The sequence below is a fragment of the Caulobacter segnis genome (assembly GCF_029543125.1).
In the GTDB taxonomy this organism is placed as follows: Bacteria; Pseudomonadota; Alphaproteobacteria; order Caulobacterales; family Caulobacteraceae; genus Caulobacter; species Caulobacter segnis_D.
The window spans coordinates 509,171-524,630 of the sequence record NZ_JARQWW010000002.1 but is presented as its reverse complement, the minus strand read 5'-3'; the positions used below and the strand labels follow the sequence as shown (position 1 = coordinate 524,630).

15 protein-coding genes are annotated in these 15,460 nt (G+C 67.7%); 8 read left to right on the top strand and 7 right to left on the bottom strand.

The annotated features are described in order from the left end of the window. Positions 1–21 precede the first annotated feature (21 nt). Positions 22–1,551 carry a class I SAM-dependent methyltransferase gene (locus tag P7B02_RS07195; RefSeq protein WP_277785644.1) on the top strand — a complete coding sequence of 510 codons (1,530 nt, stop codon included), beginning with the start codon at positions 22–24 and terminating at the stop codon, positions 1,549–1,551. Here P7B02_RS07195 and P7B02_RS07190 read toward each other — a convergent pair. Further along, on the bottom strand, positions 1,548–2,693 hold the full coding sequence (locus P7B02_RS07190) for a citrate synthase family protein (RefSeq protein ID WP_277786003.1): 1,146 nt from the start codon (positions 2,691–2,693) through the stop codon (positions 1,548–1,550). The genes P7B02_RS07195 and P7B02_RS07190 overlap by 4 nt on opposite strands. A 76-nt stretch (positions 2,694–2,769) precedes the next feature. On the opposite strand from P7B02_RS07190, the gene P7B02_RS07185 reads away from it, so the two are divergent. Beyond that, positions 2,770–3,852, top strand: coding sequence for a citrate synthase/methylcitrate synthase (locus P7B02_RS07185; RefSeq protein WP_277785643.1), 1,083 nt, complete (start codon positions 2,770–2,772; stop codon positions 3,850–3,852). Here P7B02_RS07185 and P7B02_RS07180 read toward each other — a convergent pair. After that, a complete protein-coding gene (locus P7B02_RS07180) occupies positions 3,849–4,010 on the bottom strand; it encodes a hypothetical protein (RefSeq protein WP_277785642.1) in 162 nt (53 codons plus the stop codon). The genes P7B02_RS07185 and P7B02_RS07180 overlap by 4 nt on opposite strands. Before the next feature lie 186 nt (positions 4,011–4,196). Between P7B02_RS07180 and P7B02_RS07175 the strand changes: the two genes are divergently transcribed. Continuing rightward, complete coding sequence (locus tag P7B02_RS07175; RefSeq protein ID WP_277785641.1) at positions 4,197–6,491, top strand: S9 family peptidase; 2,295 nt, start codon at positions 4,197–4,199, stop codon at positions 6,489–6,491. Positions 6,492–6,497: 6 nt separating this feature from the next. Here P7B02_RS07175 and P7B02_RS07170 read toward each other — a convergent pair whose 3' ends face one another. Next, entirely contained in the window at positions 6,498–6,779 is a 282-nt protein-coding gene (locus P7B02_RS07170) for a UrcA family protein (protein WP_277785640.1), read from the bottom strand. 165 nt (positions 6,780–6,944) lie between these two features. Between P7B02_RS07170 and P7B02_RS07165 the strand changes: the two genes are divergently transcribed. Continuing rightward, a complete protein-coding gene (locus tag P7B02_RS07165; RefSeq protein ID WP_277785639.1) occupies positions 6,945–7,868 on the top strand; it encodes a cation diffusion facilitator family transporter in 924 nt (307 codons plus the stop codon). On the opposite strand, the gene P7B02_RS07160 is transcribed toward P7B02_RS07165, so the two are convergent. Continuing rightward, on the bottom strand, positions 7,865–9,169 hold the full coding sequence (locus tag P7B02_RS07160) for a cation:proton antiporter (RefSeq protein WP_277785638.1): 1,305 nt from the start codon (positions 9,167–9,169) through the stop codon (positions 7,865–7,867). The genes P7B02_RS07165 and P7B02_RS07160 overlap by 4 nt on opposite strands. 249 nt (positions 9,170–9,418) lie before the next feature. On the opposite strand from P7B02_RS07160, the gene fzlA reads away from it, so the two are divergent. Next, on the top strand, positions 9,419–10,105 hold the full coding sequence (gene fzlA / locus P7B02_RS07155) for an FtsZ-binding protein FzlA (protein WP_277785637.1): 687 nt from the start codon (positions 9,419–9,421) through the stop codon (positions 10,103–10,105). Continuing rightward, entirely contained in the window at positions 10,086–11,243 is a 1,158-nt protein-coding gene (gene queG / locus P7B02_RS07150; protein WP_277785636.1) for a tRNA epoxyqueuosine(34) reductase QueG, read from the top strand. Before fzlA ends, queG begins: the two co-directional genes overlap by 20 nt. An 86-nt stretch (positions 11,244–11,329) precedes the next feature. Here queG and P7B02_RS07145 read toward each other — a convergent pair whose 3' ends face one another. From P7B02_RS07145 to P7B02_RS07135, 3 genes are read right to left on the bottom strand one after another with little or no spacing between them, the layout of a single operon-like run. Next, positions 11,330–11,794, bottom strand: coding sequence for a hypothetical protein (locus P7B02_RS07145; protein ID WP_277785635.1), 465 nt, complete (start codon positions 11,792–11,794; stop codon positions 11,330–11,332). Next, positions 11,791–12,210: a hypothetical protein gene (locus tag P7B02_RS07140; RefSeq protein ID WP_277785634.1), complete on the bottom strand. Its 420-nt coding sequence runs from the start codon at positions 12,208–12,210 to the stop codon at positions 11,791–11,793. The genes P7B02_RS07145 and P7B02_RS07140 overlap by 4 nt, the downstream gene beginning before the upstream one ends. Further along, positions 12,207–12,587, bottom strand: coding sequence for a hypothetical protein (locus P7B02_RS07135; RefSeq protein ID WP_277785633.1), 381 nt, complete (start codon positions 12,585–12,587; stop codon positions 12,207–12,209). The genes P7B02_RS07140 and P7B02_RS07135 overlap by 4 nt, the downstream gene beginning before the upstream one ends. A 570-nt stretch (positions 12,588–13,157) precedes the next feature. On the opposite strand from P7B02_RS07135, the gene P7B02_RS07130 reads away from it, so the two are divergent. Both P7B02_RS07130 and P7B02_RS07125 read left to right on the top strand, forming a co-directional pair. Beyond that, positions 13,158–13,514 carry a hypothetical protein gene (locus P7B02_RS07130; protein WP_277785632.1) on the top strand — a complete coding sequence of 119 codons (357 nt, stop codon included), beginning with the start codon at positions 13,158–13,160 and terminating at the stop codon, positions 13,512–13,514. 155 nt (positions 13,515–13,669) lie between these two features. After that, positions 13,670–15,460 (top strand): CocE/NonD family hydrolase, encoded by a 1,791-nt coding sequence (locus tag P7B02_RS07125; protein ID WP_277785631.1) that lies wholly within the window; start codon positions 13,670–13,672, stop codon positions 15,458–15,460.

Sequence of the window (15,460 nt, the reverse complement as noted above, 5' to 3'; positions counted from 1 at the left end):
GGCGTAACCGCCGGAGGGGGCATGACGACCTGGAGCGAAGGCTACACGACGGACCTGCAGTACACGTCGTCCTTCTACAGCGAACTTGCTCCCGCCCACCTGGCCTTCGCCGCCCGGAGTGCGGGCTGGCGGCCGCCGGCGCTGGCGGGAGCGTTCGACTATTGCGAGCTCGGCTGCGGCCAGGGCGTCAGCGTCAATGTGCTGGCGGCGACCAACCCCCGGGCGCGGTTCTGGGGAATGGACTTCAATCCCGCCCAGATCGCCAACGCCCGCAAGATGGCCGCCGACGCGCGACTAACGAATGTGGAGTTCCGCGACTGGAGCTTCGCCCAGGCGATCGAGCGGGCGGCGGAGCTGCCGCAGTTCGACGTCATCACCTTGCACGGGGTGCTGACCTGGGTCTCCGAAGAGAACGTCCGGCAGATCCTGACCTTCATCGAACGGACGCTGAAGCCCGGCGGCCTCGTCTATGTGTCCTACAACGCCCTGCCCGGCTGGTCGCAGGCCCTGTCCTTCCGACACATGGCGCGGCAAGTCTTCCTCAGGCACGGCGAAAATCCGGAGGCGGCGCCGGCCCGGATACTCGATCTGGCCGACCGTCTGAGGGAAGGCGGCGCCGTCTATTTCGCCACCAGCCCGACCCTGGGACCGAAGCTCGACAATCTGCGCACCCAGTCGAGCGCCTACTTCGCCCACGAGTATCTCAACCGGAACTGGCGGCCGTTCCACTTCACCGAGGTGGCCGAGCTGATGGGCGAGGCGCGCCTGGACTTTCTCACCTCGGCCAGCTTGATGGACTCCATGCCGGAGGCGGCGACCTCGCCCGCCGCGGCGGCGGTGGTCGCGCAGGAGGCTGGCGAGGATCGCGTGTGGGCCGAGCAGCTTCGCGACTTCGCCAACAACAAGGCCTTCCGGCGGGACATCTATTCGCGTGGCCTGAACCGCCTCAATCCTGTCGAACAGTTCCTGGATCTAAAGGATCAGCAATTCGCCCTGGCCGTGCCGCGCGGACAGGCCGACATCCTCTTCGCTGGTCCCATGGGGCAGATCGCCGGTTCGGCTGAGGTGCATCATCCGCTGCTCGACCGATTGGCGGCCGGGCCGGCGACCTTCGGCGAGCTGCAGGCGGCGCTTCCGCAGCAGAACGTCGCCCTCGGCATTCAGGCCGTCAGTCTTCTCGTCCACGCCAAACAAATCCTGCCGGTGTTCGAACAGGCCGATCCGGAGCCGGGCAAGCGCCTGAACGGCGTTCTGCTCGACGCCTATCGCAGGGCCCGAAACTACAACGTCCTGGCCATGCCCGCGGCGCGGACCGGTCTGGTCGCTTCGGGTGCGGACATGCTGGCCGCCTGCGCCGTCGCTGATGGTCGGGACGGTGATCTGCAGGAGGCGGCGGCCTATGGATACGCGCTGCTCAGCGCCAGCGGCCGGACCCTGAACCAGGACGGCAAGCAATTGATCGACGACGAGGCGCGCGCCTATCTGGCCGATGAGATGGCGCCGGCTTTCGACGGTCGGATCGAGGTCTGGAGGAATCTCGGCGCGTTCTAGAGCGCCGGCAGGCCCACATAGCGGGCGCGAGGGCGGATCAGGCGGCCGGTTCCGGACTGCTCGACGGCGTGGGCGATCCAGCCGGCGCAGCGCGCCGTGGCGAACAGGGTGAAGGGGGCGTCCTGCGGCAGGGCCAGGTGCTTGGCCAAGGCGGTGAGGGCGAAATCGATGTTCGGGCGGCCAAAGCCGGCCTCCTCAGCCGCCTTGGCCGCGGCGGCCCAGCGCTTGGGCGTCTCGAACGCGCCGAGCAGGGCCAGGGCCCGCGGGTCACCCTCCGGATAGAGGGGGTGGCCGAAACCCGGCGGCGGCTCGCCGCGCATCAGGCGGGCGGCGGTGGCCGCCTCCGCCCCGCCGCGCTTCACCTCCGCCAAGAAGGACTCCACCCGGCTGGCCATGCCGCCGTGCAGGGGGCCTGACAGGGCGGCCAGTCCGGCAAGGGCGCTGGCGGCCAGGGACGCGCCGGTGGAGGCAGCCACGCGGGCGGCGAAGGTGGAAGCGTTGAGCTCGTGATCCGCCAGCAGCACCAGGGCGCGGCGGATCAAATTCGCGCCGTCGGCGTCGCAGCCCCAGGCGGCGGCGAGACGCTCATGGGCGGGGCCGCGCCCCTCCTGGCCGGCGGCGGCGGTGACGACCTGATCGAGCAGGGACGCCGCCTCCACGAACAGGGCGTTGGGAGAGCGTCCGGCCAAGGGGAGGTCGATGGCGGCGCGGGTGGCCAGGGCGGTGAACAGGCGGGCGCGGGCGGTCTTGCCCTTGGGAGACGGCGCGAGCTGCGCCGGGAAGAGGTCCGCATTGGTCTGTCCGCGCAGCAGGCGGCTCACGGCCTCGAAGTCGTGCGTCGCGGCCAGGGCGACGGCGTCCTGGCCGCGATAGAACAGCCGGCCATGGGCGACGGTGGTGATCGCTGATTCCAGGACCGGCTCGCCCCAGGCGATGGCGCTTTGGGCCACGTCGGCAGCCTTGCGGCCACGTCGTTTGCGCTCGGCCATCAGCTTCACATCGGCGGCGCTGTAACGGCTGCGGCGCGGGTCGGCGGCGTCGGTCTCGGCCGCGATCCGTCCCCGGCTCACATAGGCGTAAAGCGTCTGCCGCCGCACGCCGAGGGCGGCCATGGCTTCGGCGGCGCTCATCCATTCCATGATACATTGATTATATCGATCAAGATTGACGTCAATATATTTCGGGCGCGGATTGTCTCCGAACGAAAGGAGCTTTCCGATGTCGGGACTAGAAGGCGTCGTCGCCGCCCAAACCATTCTTTCCGAGGTCGACGGCCTGGCGGGCCGTCTGATTATCCGCGGCCATGCGCTGGACCAGCTGGCGGGCCGCTGGACCTTCGAGCAGGTGGTCGGCCTGTTGCTGGACGGCTTCTTTCCCGACATGCCCGAGGACGTCAGCGGCGCGCTCGGCGCCGCGCGGGTCAGGGTGTTCGCGCAGGTCGCCGGTCTGGATGCGGTCCTCGCCGCCCGCCCGCCGGTGGAGGCGGTGCGGGCCTTGATGGCGCGTCTGCCTGACGGCGACGATCTGGAGACGGCTCTGAACCTGATCGCCGCGCCGGCCGTGTTCACGGCGGCGGTTCTGCGGGCCGCCGGGGGCGAGGCGCCGATCGCGCCGGATGCGGCGCTCAGCCATGCGCCCGACACGCTGCGCATGATGCGGGGAAGCGCGCCGAGCGCCGGCGAGGCGGCGGCCTTGGACACCTATCTGGTCACGGTCTGCGATCACGGGCTGAACGCCTCGACCTTCGCGGCGCGGGTGGTGGCCTCGACCCAGGCCGGCCTGGGATCTGCGGTTCTGGCGGGGATCAGCGCCCTGAAGGGGCCGTTGCATGGCGGCGCGCCCGGGCCGGTGATCGACATGCTGGACGCCATCGGCGAGCCGCAGAACGCCCGCCCGTGGCTGGAGGCGGCGCTTGACCGCGGCGAGCGCCTCATGGGCTTCGGCCACCGCATCTATCGGGTGCGGGACCCCCGCGCCGATGCGCTCAAGACGGCGGTGCGCCTTCTGGGGCGCGACAGCGAGGGCGCGGCGGGGCGCATCGCCTTCGCCGAGGCGGTGGAGCAGGCGGCCCTGGCCATACTGCGCGAGCGCAAGCCGGATCGGCCGCTGGAGACCAATGTGGAGTTCTATACGGCGCTGCTGCTGGAGGCCCTGGGTTTTGCGCCATCAGCCTTCACCTGCGTCTTCGCCATGGGGCGGACGGCCGGATGGGTCGCTCACGCTCGTGAGCAGACGGCCGGAGGCAAGCTGATCCGGCCGCAGTCTCTCTATGTCGGTCCCGCGCCGAAGGCGGCGGCTTAGGCGTCGCCGTCGGTCAGGTCGGCGATGCGGCCGTCCACGGCTTCGCCCATGGCGGTGGTGACGTTATGGCCAGCATCCTTCACGCCGACGCGGGCGGCGTGCGGGGCCTCGACGACGGTTTCGAGGGTCGGGGTCTGGGGAGCGGTCTGAGCAATCATCGGATAGTCCCTCCGTGCGGGCGGCGTCCATCGCCGTTCGCGGGCGCAACTTCCTCCGATCAGGCACGCGGCGCCTTGCGCTTGATCAACAAGACTTGGACGAACCGGCGTCCTTGAAAGCCGGCTTGCATCGCGGCTCTACACGCTTAGGATCGTATACGATATTTGGTCGTAGTGGGGCGCGTCATGACTTTCAGTCGGGGTGCGGCGTTGATCGCCGCCGCTTGGTTCTGTGCGGGTGTTCCCGCCCTGGCGGCGAGCAAGGCGGCGGTCGAGGCCTCGGTGACGCTTCGCGAGCGCTGGATGTATCTGACCCGCGACGTGGCCGATCCGGCGACCTGGGCGGAGGCGCAGTCGAAGTTTCTCTATCGCAAGACCGTGCCGGGCGGCTTCAACTTCGTTCTCTATGACCCGGTCAGCGGCGCCAAGACGCCGGCCTTCGATCAGGCGAAGCTGGCGGCGGGCCTGTCCAAGGCCATGGGTCAGGAGCTGACCGCCCTGCGCCTGCCCTTCGACAGCTTCACCTACGAGAAGGACGGGCAGGCCATCGCCTTCACGTCCGGCGAGGGGCGCTGGACCTGCACCTTGACGGCTTACGAGTGCGGCAAGGCCCCGCCGCGCAAGACCCGCCCGCGCGGCTTCGGTGTCGTGCGCGATCTGTCCGTGCCCGCCGACAATACGCCCAAACGCTCGCCCGACGGCCGTTTCGAGGCCTTCGTCCAGGGCGACAACCTGGCTGTCCGCAGCCTGCCCGACGGAGTGGTGAAGGTGCTCAGCACCGACGGTTCGCCGGGCGACTTCTACGATCCCGAGACCATCGCCTGGTCGCCGGATTCGTCGAAGCTGGCGGTCTATCGCGTGCGTCCCGGCTATAGCCGTGAAGTGCTTCGGGTGGAGACATCGCCCGGCGATCAGGTGCAGCCCAAGCTGCAGACTCAGCTCTATCCCAAGCCGGGCGACGCGGTGGACATCGAGCGGCCGGTGCTGTTCGACGTGACGGCGGGCAAGCAGATCGGCGTGGCCGAGGACCTGTTCCCCAACCCCTATTCCATGTCGCGCCTGGCCTGGCGCAAGGACAGCCGCACGGTGTCCTTCGAGTACGACCAGCGCGGCCATCAGGCCCTGAAGCTGATCGAGGTCGACGCCGCCACCGGCGCGGCCCGCGCGGTCATCGACGAGCGGTCCAAGACCTTCATCAACATGGGCCGCACCTTCCGCCAGGATATCGGTGCGGACGGCCGCGAAGTGGTCTGGATGTCCGAGCGTGACGGGTGGAACCACCTCTATCTCTATGACGGCCGCAGCGGCCGGGTGAAGACCCAGATCACCAAGGGCGAATGGATCGTCCGCAAGGTCCTCAAGGTGGACGAGGACAAGCGCCGCATCTGGTTCGCGGCCAGCGGCATGCGGCCGGGCGAGGACCCCTATCTGCAGCATGTCTATCGGGTCGATTTCGACGGCCGGAATCTGACGCCCCTGACCACCGCCGACGCCTGGCACGACGTGGCGTTCTCGGCAGACATGAACTTCTACTTGGACACCTATTCGCGGACGGACCAGCCCAACATCTCCGAGCTGCGCCGCGCCGACGGCAGCTTGGTGGCGCGGATCGAGACCGGCGACATCACCGAGCTGAAGGCCGCCGGCTGGAAGGCGCCGGAGGTGTTCAAGGCCAAGGGGCGCGACGGCAAGACCGACATCTGGGGCCTGGTGGTGCGGCCCAAGGACTACGATCCGGCCAAGCGCTATCCGGTGATCGAGAACATCTATGCCGGGCCGCACGACAGCTTCGTTCCCAAGACCTTCTGGCCCTTCGGCTACCACTCCGGCGGGGACAAGGTGATCGGCATGCAGTCGCAGGCCGATCTGGGCTTCATCGTCGTGCAGATGGACGGCATGGGCACCTTGAACCGCTCGAAGGCCTTCCATGACGTGGCCTGGAAGAACCTGGGCGACAGCGGATTTCCCGACCGCATCTTGTGGCACAAGGCCCTGGCGGCGCGCGATCCGGCCTATGACATCAGCCGCGTGGGCATCTATGGCGCCTCGGCCGGCGGTCAGAGCGCCTTCGGTGCGCTGATCTTCCATCCGGAATTCTACAAGGCGGCCGTGGCCTATGCCGGCTGCTACGACAACCGCATGGACAAGATCAGCTGGAATGAGCAGTGGATGGGCTGGCCGGTGGACGGCAGCTACGCCCGCGCCTCCGGCGTCGACAACGCCCACAAGCTGCAGGGCGAGGTGCTGCTGATCGTCGGTGAGCAGGATTCAAACGTCGATCCGGCCTCGACGCTTCAGGTGGTCAACGCCCTGATCAAGGCGGACAAGGATTTCGAGCTGCTGATGGTCCCTGGCGAGGGCCACGCGGTGGGCCGTTCGACGGGGCCGATCCCCTACGTCCAGCGGCGCCAGTTCGACTTCTTCATGCGCACGCTGCGCGGGGAGGGGGCGCTGGGCTGGAACCGCAGCGCCGCCCCCTAAGCGGTACTAGTTGGCAGCCAGCTGACGGCCGACGGCGGCGCGGGTCTGCTCGACAGCCTGCTTGTAGCAGTCGCTGCGCTGGGCCGAGCGTTTCACCACGCGCAGGCTGGCCTCGTCGGCGCCGCAGGCTTTCAGCGCCGCCGCCTGGATGCGGCTCTGGAGCACGCGTGCGGTCGCGGGGTCGGAGGGGTTGAGGTCGCCGAACTTCACCACGGCGGTGTTCGGGGCGGCGATTGCGGCGCCGGCCACGCAGGCAAGCATGGCGGCGGGGGCTAGGATCTTCAACATTGTTGCTTCCTTGGGCGTATCGACGATATCGCGGCTTAGATTTTATGCGTTTGCCGCTTGTTGCTAGGATAAGCCCCCGTCGGCGCCGTTTCCACGTTGACTTGTGGATAATTTCGTCGCGCGCGGTTCAACGAACCGTGAGAATGCAAGGGATTGAGCGCCTTCATGACCCCAACGCCCCTGTCCCTGAGCGAAAAGGCGGCGGTCACCCGGCGCATCACCCTGTTGTCGACGGCCGCCGCGGCGCTGCTGATCCTGCTCAAGGGGGCGGCCTTTCTGTCCAGCGGGTCGGTGGCCATCCTCGCCTCCCTGGCGGATTCCGGGCTGGATCTGGTCGCCTCCCTGGTCACGCTCTTCGCCGTCCGCTACGCCGCCGCGCCGCCTGACGCGGAGCACCGCTTCGGCCACGGCAAGGCGGAAGCCTTCGCCGGTCTGATGCAGGCGGGGTTGGTCTTCGCCTCCGGCGCCTTGATCGGCCGGGAGGCCGTGGGCCGCCTGCTTCACCCTGCGCCGGTGAGCATCGACGCCTGGAGCATTTTGGTGATGATCGCTTCGGTGATCGTCACCGGCGGCCTGATCGCCGTCCAGTCGCGCGCCCTGAAAAAGGCCGGCTCCATCGCCGTGGAGGGTGATCGCGCCCACTACGCCGCCGATCTGGCGTCGAACGGGGTGGTGATTGTCGGGCTGGGAGCGACAGCCCTGACCGGCGTCGTGTGGATCGACGCCGCGGCGGGCCTGATCGTGGCGGCGTGGCTGGTCTGGGGCGCGATCGGCGTCTTGCGGGGCGCGGCCGATCAGCTGATGGACCGGGAGCTCTCGGACCAGGACCGCGACCGGGTCCTGAAACTGATGGCGGCCGATCCCCGGGTGCGCGGCGTGCATCAGCTGCGCACCCGCGAATCCGGGCCTTACATCCATATCCAGGCCCACCTGGATCTTGATCCGGGCCAGACGCTGGAGGCCGCTCACGCCGTCGTCGTGGCGGCGGAGCGTCGGGTTCTGGAGGCCTTCCCCGCCGCCGACATCCTGCTGCACGCCGACCCGCGCGGGCGGGCCGAAACGCACGGCGGCGTGTTCAGCGACGGCTAGGCTTGGCTGGTGCGCTCTGCGAAGGCGAGGGGATCCTCGCTTTCGTCGAGCTCGCCCAGTTCGCCGCGCTTGCGCGCCGTACGCCCATAGACCAGCTCGAACAAAGGCGAGGCCATCAGGGTGGTGATGATGGCCATAAGCACCAGCATGGAGAAGAGGGCCGGCCCGATGATTCCGCGCTGGAGTCCGATATTGATGATGATCAGCTCCATCAGCCCCCGCGCGTTCATCAGGGCCCCGATGCCGAGCGCCGTGGGATTGTCCTGCCCCGTCAGCCGCGCGGCGGCCCAGCAGGCTCCGCCCTTGGCCAGGATCGAGCCGGCGAGGATGGCGATCGTGGCCGCCAGCAGGCCGATATTGTTGACCATGCTCAGCTGGGTGTTGAGGCCAGAGAAGGTGAAGAACATCGGCAGCAGCACGACCACCGCGAAGGGCTCCAGCTGACGCTTCAGTTCACTGGACAGCACGCCGCGCGGCATGACCGTGCCCAGGATGAAGCCGCCGAAAACCGCGTGGATGCCCACCGCGTCCATGGCCCAGGCGCACAGCATGAAGAGCAGCAGGCACACGCCCAGCAGGCCGGGTCCGACCTTGCCCTCGCGCTCTGCCATTCGGCCCAGGGGCGCCAGAAGCTTCGGCCCGAAGGTCAGCATGAACACGGCGAAGGCGCCCCCGCCGGCGATGGCCTTGACCGCCACCATCGGGCCGTCGCCGAAGGAGGCCAGGACGATGGCCAGCACGATCCAGGCGCCGGCGTCGTCGATGGCGCCGGCGGACAGGGACAGGGTGCCCAACGGCGTGCCGCTGATCCCGCGTTCATGGATGATGCGCGCCAGCATGGGGAAGGCGGTGATCGAGATCGCCGCGCCCATGAACAGGGTGGCCTGGAAGGCGTCGATGCCCTTGCCGAACAGGCCGTGGCTCAGCAGCCAGGGGGCCATGGCGACGGCGACCAGGAAGGGCGCCGCCATGCCGGACAGTGAGACCGCCGCCGCGCTCTTGGCGTTCGAGCGGAAGTGCTCGCTCTGGAAGCCGAGGCCGACCAGGAACATGTAGAGGCCGACGCCCATCTGGGCCCCGACGAACAGGATGGCCTTGGATTCCTTGGGGAACAGCATCGCCTGCAGATCGGGCGCGAACAGGCCGAACAGGGACGGGCCGAGGATCACACCGGCGATCATTTCGCCCACCACCTGCGGCTGGCCGAAATACTTCTGCGCCAGCCAGCCGACACCGCGGCAGGCCGCGATGATGATCGCCATCTGCAGGAAAAAGGCCACGCTGAGTTCAGCAGGCGTCATTTCGTCCTCCCCTGGCGCTGTTCCGCGCCTTTGACGGCACCTTATCACCGTGTTTTCTGGGGAGAAGAGGCAAATGACAGCGCTGTCGTGTCTTGGCGCCTTGAATTAGGCGCCGGGCAGGCGCATTGCCGTCATCCCGCGACATTGGCTGTCAGAACGGCGTTCAGTAAACGGGACCTTAACGGGTTGCGCGCCTTGCTGGCGTCAGCGCCTGAACCTATCCCGCACAAAGGCCTTCCAGACCTCAGCATGAGCGTCGAACGCATCCTCCACCACTTTCCGCTCGATCCGGCCTCGCGCCAGGTGCGCGTCCTGCTGGGCGAGAAGCGCCTGCCGTTCACCGACGTGCAGGTGCGCTATTGGGAGCGGCCGGCGGAGTTCCTGAAGCTCAACCCGTCGGGCCTGACCCCCGTGCTGGTGGAGAACAAGGCCCCGGAGAAGCTGGTGCTGTGCGAGGCTCGCGCGATCCTGGGCCACCTGGAGGAGCAGCATCCGGAGCCGGCGCTGCTGGCGCCGGACCCTGCCGAGCGCGCCGAGGCCCGCCGCCTGCTGCAATGGTTCGACCGCAAGTTCGACTTCGAGGTCAACGGCCTGCTGCTCCACGAAAAGATGGAGAAGCGGCTGCTGCGCCTGGGCGCGCCGGAGCTGGCCAATCTGCGCCGCGGGCGCGAGGCCCTGCGCGAGCACCTGCTCTATATCGAGGGGCTGCTTCAGCTGCGCGACTGGCTGGCGGGCAAGCGGATGTCCCTGGCGGACATCGCCGCGGCGGCGCACATCTCGGTGATCGACTACTTCGGGGATGTGCCGTGGCGTGACTTCCCGGCCGCCAAGACGTGGTACATGAAGATCAAGTCCAGGCCGTCCTTCAGGCCGATCCTCGCTGATCGTTGGCCCGGGCTCGCTCCCGCCGGCCACTATGACGACCTCGACTTCTGATCACCCCAAGGACCTGATCCGCGCCAAGGCGCTGGAGCTCGGTTTCGACTTCTGCGGTTTCGCCGCCGTGGACGAGCCGTGGCTGGCGGGTCAGCGGCTGAGCCAGTTCGTGGCCGAGGGGCTGCACGGCACCATGGGCTGGATGGAGGAGACGCTGGAGCGCCGCAGCCACCCGACCTCCATGTGGACCGACGCCCGCTCGGCGGTGGTGCTGGGCATGAACTACGGGCCTGACTCCGATCCCCTGGCCGCTCTGGAGGACCCCACCCGCGCGGCGATCAGCGTCTATGCCCGGGGAGACGACTATCACGAGGTCATCAAGAAGCGGCTGAAGCTGCTGGCCGGTTGGATGGTCCAGGCCTTCGGCGGGGAAGTGAAGGTGTTCGTGGACACCGCGCCCCTGATGGAGAAGCCCCTGGCGGAGAAGGCCGGCGTCGGCTGGCAGGGCAAGCACACCAATCTGGTGTCGCGGGGTTTCGGCTCCTGGCTGTTCCTGGGCTCGGTTCTGACCACCTTGCCGCTGGAGACGGATGAGGTTCCGCAGGCGGGGTGCGGATCGTGCAGCGCCTGTCTGGACGCCTGCCCGACCAACGCCTTCCCGGCGCCCTACCGGCTCGATGCCCGACGGTGCATCTCGTACCTGACCATCGAGCACAAGGGGCCGATCCCCCACGAATTTCGGCCGGCGCTGGGCAACCGCATCTATGGCTGTGACGACTGCCTGGCGGTGTGCCCCTGGAACAAGTTCGCCTCCCGGGCGCGCGAGCAGAAGCTGCATGCGCGCGAGGCCTTGAAGGGGCCGTCTTTGGCCGCGCTGTCCGCCCTGGATGATCCGTCCTTCCGGCTGCTGTTCTCCAAGAGCCCGGTCAAGCGCATCGGCCGCGACCGCTTTGTCCGCAACGTCCTCTACGCCATGGGCAATAGCGGCGATGCAGCCTTGATGGCGGCGATTGAGCCGCGCTTGTCCGACGCCTCTCCCGACGTGCGTGGGGCGGCGGTTTGGGCGGCGTCGCGGTTGCTGGGCGAGATCGCCTTCGCCGATCTGCGGGGCAGGCTGGAGGCGGCGGAGACCGATCCCCATGTGCTGGACGAGTTGGCGGCGACCGATCGGGCGCAGCCGCATTTCGTCCAAGCTTGACCATGTGCTGAGCGCCGACAATGAAGTGTCTGGCTTCAGGGCGAAGCCAACGGCGGATTGCGGCGTCGGGCGACTTCAAAACGCCGTCACCCCAAGCCACGCACAGCCCAGCTGAGCAGCCGATGGGCCTCCGGGAACTCGTCCGGCTCGATAAGCGCCCGGGCGACCCGCAAGCAGGCCATGACGCCCTCGGTACTAGCGGGCTCGCGATCCATCAGCTTCTCGAGCAGCGCCCTGCGCTCGTCCAGGTTCGCCTCAATCCGCGCCTGCATGGATTCGAGGCGTCGTCCTTCCGGCAAAAGCTGCGTCTGATCCATCGAGAGGCCCGCCGCCTTCAGCATCTGCCAGACCTTGCTCTCCAAGGTCGGATAGGCGTCGTAAAGCCACTCGGCTTCCTCATGCAGGACGAGATACCGCCGGCAAAGATCAAGGCAGGCTTCGGCGCCTATGGCGGGCAAAGCCGGCGCCGCCGAGGCCGCCGAGCCGACCGCCAGGATCGTCCGCCGCGACATCTCCGGTCCGGGCGGTCCGCCGCTGCGCAATCGGCTCATGGCGCGTCTCCGATCACCGCGCGCACCGCGCCGGCCGCATGCCGCCAGTCCGCCGCCGTGAACAAGGTGGTCGGGAAGCGGTTGAAGGCATGGTTGGTGTAGTAAGGGGTGAAAAGCGCCGCCACCGCCGCCATGCCGCCCGGCGGCTCGACAAGGCCCGCCCGACGCGCGCAGCGCAAAGCTTTGGTCAAGTCGTGGCGAAGATGGGTGCGGTTCCAGTCGTCGCTCACCCCGAACGCCAGCAGATGGCTCTTCAACGCCAGCTCCATGGCGATGGAGGTCATGTGCCCGGCTTCGCGCGGGTAGACCGATGCGATGTCCTCCACGCCGCTCAGGAATTCGGTGGCGTTCTCGCGGAACAGTGACGCCAGATGACGGTCACCGCCGCGCGCGGACCGATGGCTGAAGCAGCTCATTGCACAGCCTCCCCTGGAGCCAGGACGCCCAGGACGCGGCGCAAAATGAGATTGGCTTCCTCGTTGTCGTCCTTGGTGACGAGCCGCAGCAGGACTCTCAGCGAGGCGATCGCCGCCGCCCGGGTGGTGGGCGGCGTGGCGAGCAAGGCATCCAGCGCCGCCTGTTCCTTCTCCTGCGCGATTCCTTGTCGCGCCTCGATCTCCCCGAACCTCTTCGCGGCGGGGTGCGCCCGCCGCTCTTCAGCGGATAAGCCCATCCAGCCGATCGTCCGGTGCAGATGGCTTTCAAGTCGGCTCCACGAGCCATAGAGGCTCCACGTCTCCGCCTCGGCTTCCAGGAAGGCTTCGCAGGCCTTCAGGCCGAAGTCTTCGCCCATAGCGATGGGCGACAAGACTGGCACAGCCGACGTCCCTCCAAGGACTGACCTTCTGGACAGGCGCGCAGGGTCGCGCCCCGTCTTTTGACGTGACTCCATAAGCGCAGCTCACTACTCATCGATTTGATTTTTATGATCATCTACGAGCGCGCCGGGCGGGTCAACATGAAACTTCAAAAATTTTTGAATAAAATTCAAAACCAGCTATGATGACGGGCCAGCAGATCAAAGCGGCCCGGGCTCTTCTGGAATGGACGCAGCCCCAACTCGCCGCGGCCTCCGGGCTGTCCACACCCACCATTGTTCGAATGGAAGGCTCACTTGGTCCGAGCCGCAGTGTGGCGGGCAATGTCGAAGCGGTAAGGCGTGCGCTTGAAGAGGCGGGGGTCATCTTTCAGGATCCAGATGACCGAGGGGGTGCAGGCGTGCGACTGAAGGGGTAGGGCGGGCCCGCAGACCGTCCGGCCAGGAAAAGCCCTTCCCCGCCTTCTTCGCGCCGAAGCGAAGGCTCGCGGCAACCGATCAGGCACAGCCGCATTCCGTCCAAGCTTGACCATTTGCTGAGGCCCCATGAACGTCCACGCCCGCCCCGTCGTCGCCGCCATCGCCGCCGCCCTGGTGAACAGCCGCGCCTACACCAACGTCCTGGACCATAGCCGGACGGGCAATGTGCGCATCAGCGCCAAGGCGGAAGGTGACATGGTCGAGGCCTATGACCATGGTCGCGACTGCCATGTGGCCGGTGCGCTGCCCAACGGCGTCTATCATCACGGGGACGCCGCCCACATCGCCTTCACCCGCGTCGGCGACACGGTCACCGGCTATCACCACGGCGACGGCACGCATTTCGAGGCCAAGGTGAAGGGCGGCGAGGTCACCCTGTTCGACCACGGCCCCAGCCAGCACTTCAAGTTCACGGTGGGCTGAGCGGCCGCCCGCAAAGTGCAATTGCACAGAAGGGCGCCGAAAATCTGAGCTGCAGGGGGTGAGGCGCGGTCTCACCGTCCCGTCTAGAACAATGGAAGGTTCAACATGGCCCCCAGCCGGGCCATGAACGACACCGTTGTCTCCAGGGGGAAGATATGAAGCCTGTTGGTCTGCTGCTCGCCGCCGCCTTGTCGTTCGGCGCCGCATTCTCCGCGGCCGCACAGCCTCTCGCGCCCGCCGCAACGACCAGCGCCAAGCCCTACGAAATCGAGTGGGCGGTCAAAATTCCCATGCGGGACGGCGTGACCCTGGACGCGACGATCGTCCGCCCGGTGGGCGGCGGCAAGCATCCGGTGATCTTCACCCTGACACCCTATGTGGCCGACCGCTTCATGGATGTCGCCGCCTATTTCGCCAAGGCGGGCTACGTCTTCGCCAGCGTCGACAGTCGCGGGCGCGGCAATTCGGGGGGCGAGTTCGTGCCCTGGAGCGGTGACGGCGTCGATGGCTTCGACGCCGTGGAGTGGTTGGCCAAGCAGCCCTGGGCCGACGGTCAGGTGGCCATGTGGGGCGGCTCCTACGGCGGCAAGAACCAGTGGATGATCGCCGGCGAACAGCCCGAGGGCCTGAAGACCATCGTGCCGGCCTCGCCCGGCTTCGTCGGCATCAACATCGGCAAGACCCAGAGCAATGTGATGCGGCCGTTCGACCACAACTGGGTGGTCAACGTCATGGGCAACACGGCCAACGCCAACGGCTCCGGCGACAAGGCCTATTGGCTGGGTCTCTACACCGAGATGGCCAAGGGACTGGTTCCCCTGCGCGACTTCGACAAGCTGTCGGGCTATGCCAGCCCGATCTGGCAGGAGTGGATGCGCCATCCGGAAATGGACGCGTTCTGGGACGGTGCGAGCGTCGCGCCGGACCGCTATCCCCTGATCAAGATGCCGACCCTGTCCATCGCAGGACAGTTCGAGGCGTCGAACACCGGGGCGATCATCTTTCGGCAGAACCATCTGAACGTCGCCTCGCAGGAGGTGGCGCAAGGCAGCTATCTGGTGATCGGCCCCTGGGATCATCCGGGCTCGCGCGTCCCCAAGCAGCATGTGGGCGGGCTGGACCTGGGCCCCGCGGCGGTCCTCGACGTGAAGGCGCTGCATGTGGCGTGGTACGACCATGTGATGAAGGGCGGACCGGTCCCGGCCTTCCTGAAGGACAAGGTCACCTACTATCTGCTCGGCCCCAATGAATGGCGCTCGGCGCCCAGCATCGCGGCCGCCACGGCGCGTACGCAGGAGCTGAGCCTGTCCTCGCCGAAGTCCGGCGCGGGCTCGATCGCCGAGCGCGGCCTGCTCACCGCCACGGCGGGCCGCGAGCGCCCCGACGCCTACGTCTATGACCCGTCGCTGCCGGCTCATAATGAGGGCTTCGAGGGTGATGTGATGGTTTCGCCCGACTATCTGCTGAACACCGCCATGATGCGCCGGCTGAAGGGCGACGGCCTTGTCTACGACACCGCCCCCCTGGCGGGCGACGCCGATCTGGTGGGCATTCCCAAGCTGAAGATCGACATGGCGCTGGACGTGCCGGACACAGACGTGCGGGCGGTGCTCTATGAGGTGCGGCCCGACGGTTCGGCGATCTTTCTGGCCCAGGACTGGATCCGCGCCCGCTATCGCGAATCCACCCGCGTCGCCAAGCTGGTCACGCCGGGCAAGGTCGAACGCTACAGCTTCGACTGGTTCCCCTTCATCTCCCGCCGGATCCAGGCGGGCAGCGTGGTGCGCCTTGTGATCGTGCCGCTGGGCGCGGGCCTGCACGTGGAGCGCAACCGCAACTCAGGCAAGACCGTGGCGGACGAGCTGGTCACCGACAGCCGCGTGGCCAATGTGTCGATTTCGGTGGGCTCGGGCGCTAGTGTGCTCAGCCTGCCCTGGGGACAGTGA